This window comes from Patescibacteria group bacterium, assembly GCA_038063375.1.
Classification (GTDB): domain Bacteria; phylum Patescibacteriota; class Minisyncoccia; order Phycocordibacterales; family JANLHH01; genus JANLHH01.
In genome coordinates, this window is the sequence record JBBTVG010000003.1 from 70,165 (window position 1) to 74,265 (window position 4,101).

The 4,101-nt window shown below is 46.5% G+C and carries 6 protein-coding genes; 4 read left to right on the forward strand and 2 right to left on the reverse strand.

Annotation, left to right across the window (positions count from 1 at the left end):
* Positions 1 to 266, reverse strand: a 266-nt coding sequence (rpmA, locus tag AAB523_00670) for a 50S ribosomal protein L27 (protein ID MEK7555782.1), incomplete at its 3' end; no start/stop codon positions are given.
* 54 nt (positions 267 to 320) lie between these two features.
* Here rpmA and AAB523_00675 point away from each other — a divergent pair.
* Positions 321 to 806 carry a hypothetical protein gene (locus AAB523_00675; GenBank protein ID MEK7555783.1) on the forward strand — a complete coding sequence of 162 codons (486 nt, stop codon included), beginning with the start codon at positions 321 to 323 and terminating at the stop codon, positions 804 to 806.
* A 19-nt stretch (positions 807 to 825) separates the two neighbouring features.
* On the opposite strand, the gene AAB523_00680 is transcribed toward AAB523_00675, so the two are convergent.
* A complete protein-coding gene (locus AAB523_00680; GenBank protein MEK7555784.1) occupies positions 826 to 2,001 on the reverse strand; it encodes a PD-(D/E)XK nuclease family protein in 1,176 nt (391 codons plus the stop codon).
* A gap of 93 nt (positions 2,002 to 2,094) precedes the next feature.
* On the opposite strand from AAB523_00680, the gene AAB523_00685 reads away from it, so the two are divergent.
* The 3 genes from AAB523_00685 to AAB523_00695 all read left to right on the forward strand — a co-directional run.
* Positions 2,095 to 2,622, forward strand: a complete 528-nt coding sequence (locus tag AAB523_00685) for a thermonuclease family protein (protein ID MEK7555785.1) — start codon at positions 2,095 to 2,097, stop codon at positions 2,620 to 2,622.
* Between the two features lie 17 nt (positions 2,623 to 2,639).
* A complete protein-coding gene (locus tag AAB523_00690) occupies positions 2,640 to 3,524 on the forward strand; it encodes a hypothetical protein (protein ID MEK7555786.1) in 885 nt (294 codons plus the stop codon).
* On the forward strand, positions 3,521 to 4,101 hold a 581-nt coding region (locus AAB523_00695), incomplete at its 3' end, for a peptidoglycan-binding domain-containing protein (protein MEK7555787.1). The genes AAB523_00690 and AAB523_00695, both read left to right, overlap by 4 nt.

The window sequence follows — 4,101 nt, forward strand, 5'->3', positions numbered from 1 at the left end:
ACGTTTACTACTTTCTTTTTTATGGTTTTTCCGTTAAAACCCGTTTTTCTTTTGGTAGTGAATTCAACAGTTCCTCCCTTAAGCGCAAAGAGCGTATGGTCCCTTCCGACCTTTACGTTTTTGCCGGCAAGAATGACGGTTCCTCTTTGACGTATAATAATTGAACCGGGCACGGCGGATTGTCCGGCATATAGCTTTGTTCCGAGATATTTTGGATTTGAATCTCTTAAATTTTTCGCTGTTCCTCCAGCCTTTTTACTTGCCATATTATTTTCCTTTTACCCGTTAGCGTGAAGCCTCCGGATGCTTTATAATACTAAATGATGCGTTTCAGTATAAAAGATATTGCCGAAAAAAGCAAGCCCCGTAGTGAAAAATGGCTTAACCCTGACCGAGGTGGGGTACGCGCAACAATAAGCCATTTTCTACTACGGGGCAAGTCCTTGCTCAAACACTTGGAAAATAAGGATATCTTCACCATTCTCACCATTATTTTGGTCGCTTTCGCCTCTTTTGGCTTGGGAAGACTCTCAAAAATAGAGGAGCGGGCATCTCCGATCAGAGTGGAAAATACGGCGAGAGTTTTAGAAGGAGGGAAGGGGAATCTCGCCGAAACAAGCGCTCTTTCCAAATCAGTTCCTATTGAGGTGGGAACCTATGTCGCTTCAAAAACAGGTAAAAAATATCATCTGCCGTGGTGTTCAGGCGCACAGCGCATCAAAGAAGAAAACAAAGTTTGGTTTGACTCCAAAGAATCCGCAGAGCAAGCCGGCTATACTCCCGCCGCCAACTGCAAGGGACTCTGAAAAATTGTTTTCCGCCAAATTATTTTTTCTTTGTTTGCTTGAGCGTAATGACTGATTTCTTTTCACGGGCGGTTAATATCTCCTCCTGGTCTTTGGCTCCCAGGGTAGGGAGGAGCTCTTCTAGTTTTTTTGAATTCGGTTCAAGGATGCCGGCCCATTTACCAAGCCGTTCAAGGATCGGCCTTACCCGATCCATCTCCCACGTGAACCGTTCTCCGACACTTTTGGTGATAAAGCCGGGACTTCCAAATACGCGCGCCACAGCAGTATTCTCCATGTATGTGAGGATCGTGTCGCGCAACTGTCCGATCCGTTTTTTGTTCGCTTCTTCCGTTTTCTTAATTTCAAAAAATTCGGCAATGGCTTCTGCGACCTCTGCTTCGTCAGGCGCTTGGAGTTCTTCCTTGTTTTTATGCTCATGCGACCACATGGGACAGATCGGGCGGAAGCCGCACCAGTTGCACAGCGGTCCAGGTGTCGGTTCAAATAGACCGCTCTCCATTCTTTTTTCTATCTCTTTGATGATAGTGAGAATGCGTCCTTTGGCTCGCTCCAACTTTTCATCCGAATGCATCGCGGATATTTTTTCATTGTGTTTAAGAAAATAGAGCGATGTCTGTATGCGCTGTGCGGATAGAGCCGGCCATCGGTCTTTCAACGCAATGCCATAGAGCCCCAATTGCAGATCGTCTTCCAACATCTCCTGACTGGGCATTTTCTTGCCTGTTTTATAGTCAATGATCTCATAGACATCGCTGGCGATGTCTTTATCAATTCTATCAATAATGCCGGCCAAAGTGTGCGTGGTGCCAGTCTCTGTATCTTCCAGATCGATCCGAAACCTGCTCTCAAGTTCCACCGCGTTAAAATTCCACGGGCTGTTCTTTTTGTAAAAATTCTCCAGCAGTTTGATCCCTTCCTCAAAATACATTTTTTCTTGCGCCTCTTTTCGTTCAAGATCTTTCCACTCAATTTTTTCCGCCGCCTCTTTCCATTTCCGGGTATAAAAATCAATCACTTCATCCAGGGCGGGGTAGAGCGGATCGCGCAAAAACATGTATTTCAACGCCGAATGCACCACCGTGCCAAAGATCGCTTCCACGCGTTTTGGCGTTTTCCGCTTATCAATTTCTTGGTATTTATACTTAAGCGGACATGTTTTATACGTATCCAATGCCGAATATGAGGTATGCATACGTCCAGTGTAGTGTGTAGGCGTAAAAATGTAAAATTTTGCAAAACAATTTGAACAAGTATGTTAAGTGTGCGATAATTATATCAATATACTATGAAAAATCGTCCGGACGTTTCGCATCTTTCTTTCGTTGCCGCATTCATTGTCGTTTCTTTTATGGCGTGGCTTGGCTGGTCTATTACTTCTCTTGGCGACACGAACGACTTTTCTTTTGCTCGTGTGTTCGGATCAAATACGGAACAAAAGAACGGGGAACGCGCGCGCGTACTCTCCGTGACAGCCGGCGACACCTTTATTCTGGAAGACGGCAGGAAAGTGCGCTTGGTCGGCATTAACGCTCCCGCGCGCGGCTGGCCGTATTACGAGGAGGCGAAATGGGAGCTTACGAAACTAATCTTAAACAAAGAGGTTTTACTCTCCAAGGACAAGAGTGAAGTGGATAAGGAAGACCGATTGTTGCGCTATGTATATATAGACGACACATTGGTAAATGAAAAGATGCTCAAGTTGGGTCTCGCAGAAGTACTTACTATCCCTCCGAACACAGCGCACAGCCAACTGTTCTTGTCTGCCGAACGCGCGGCGCGCGAGAAGCGTGTTGGTATGTGGAGCGGTCGCTAATGGAGTATACTATCAACATGGACAAAAAAATCATTCGCATTGAAACGATAGAGCGGTATGTGAACGGCGCTCTCGTCGCTCTTGTGATGTTTTATGTCTACATTTTCATATTTCACTCGTTCTCATTTATTTTTTGGAGTGCCGCTTCTGTTCCTCTTGCTGTTTTATTTGGAGTCCGCTTCTATCTTTCAAGGGAAGAGATACGATCTCGACAGAACGCTGCTGTTGCGCAAAAAGTAATGCGCGATGTTGCGCAAAATCTCTCTCTTGAATACCATGCGCGCGGAGTACCGCGCTATCGTCCGTTATTTGAAAGTACGGAGCTTGCTCAAAGGGAACAAGACGAAGACAGCGCTTTAAAAAGTCCGGGGGAAGGGAAAGATGTGGAGCATTTTGTTAAAGGAGCGATGGAGGGACAATTCATTGAGTGTTTTGTGCAGGAAGCTCTCCTTGATCTCGGAATGGGCTCTGTTCGCAAAAGCTATATCGCCGCGGAAACCGGCGCCGAACCGATATTTTTTGATATCAAATTTTTTGTCACTCCCCGTTCACGAAAAAAGGGGATTGCCGGCTTTATACACCGTATTTCTCAAAATCCATTTGCCGGCGCGGTAGATTTCAAACAACTCCGAACGGAAAGCCAAACTTTTAATTATGCCTACGCGATATGGGTCAGAAGATACGACAGCCAGGATGAAGAGATGGTGCTCAAAATCTTAACACCGGAATTTATTAAAATGACTCTTGAGTACAAAGAACCGGTGTATATTGAGGTTGCGTATGACAGAATAAGAATGTATCACGACATCCACGATATTACGGTCAAAAAAATAGAAAATATGACCAGGCTTCTCGTACACATGAAGAATACTATTGCTAAACATCAGTCTCTCCATCAATGAGAACATCCGTGAAAAAACTTTTCCTCACATTCACGATTGCACTCTTTCTCTTCCCGCTTGCATTGGGCGCCCAAACTCTCTCCGACCTTGAGATAAAGATCGCGGCACTCTTCGCAGAGATACAAACTCTCCAGACTGAACTCCAAACTCTCAAACAAGCAGAACCAACACAGACGCCTTCGGCGTCTGTGTCCTCTTCCTTCACCACCACCTTAGGAAAGGGAAGCGAGGGAAGTGACGTCACCAAACTCCAAACCTACCTCGCGAAAGACCCCTCGCTTTACCCCGAAGGAACGATCTCCGGCTATTTTGGGTCGCTCACCGAAGCTGCCGTCAAACGCTTCCAGCAAAAACACAATATTGTTTCTTCCGGCACTCCTCTCACCACCGGCTACGGCACTGTGGGTCCCAAAACGAGAGCAACACTGAACTCTCTCCTCACCACCACTTCTTCCACTCCCATCCCGTCAGAGCCCGCGGCTCCAAAGGAGCCTGCCTCTAACGGGACAGGCCCCCTTGCCCAAGCCAACCGCTCACCAAACCTCTCTATCACCGGAGAGCGCTTTGTCACCCTGCC

Excerpts from the sequence above, each read along its gene's own strand:
- AAB523_00675 (MEK7555783.1), top strand. The coding sequence starts at position 321 with ATGATGCGTTTCAGTATAAAAGATATTGCCGAAAAAAGCAAGCCCCGT.
- AAB523_00690 (MEK7555786.1), top strand. The coding sequence starts at position 2,640 with ATGGACAAAAAAATCATTCGCATTGAAACGATAGAGCGGTATGTGAAC.
- AAB523_00685 (MEK7555785.1), top strand. The coding sequence starts at position 2,095 with ATGAAAAATCGTCCGGACGTTTCGCATCTTTCTTTCGTTGCCGCATTC.
- AAB523_00680 (MEK7555784.1), bottom strand. The coding sequence starts at position 2,001 with ATGCATACCTCATATTCGGCATTGGATACGTATAAAACATGTCCGCTT.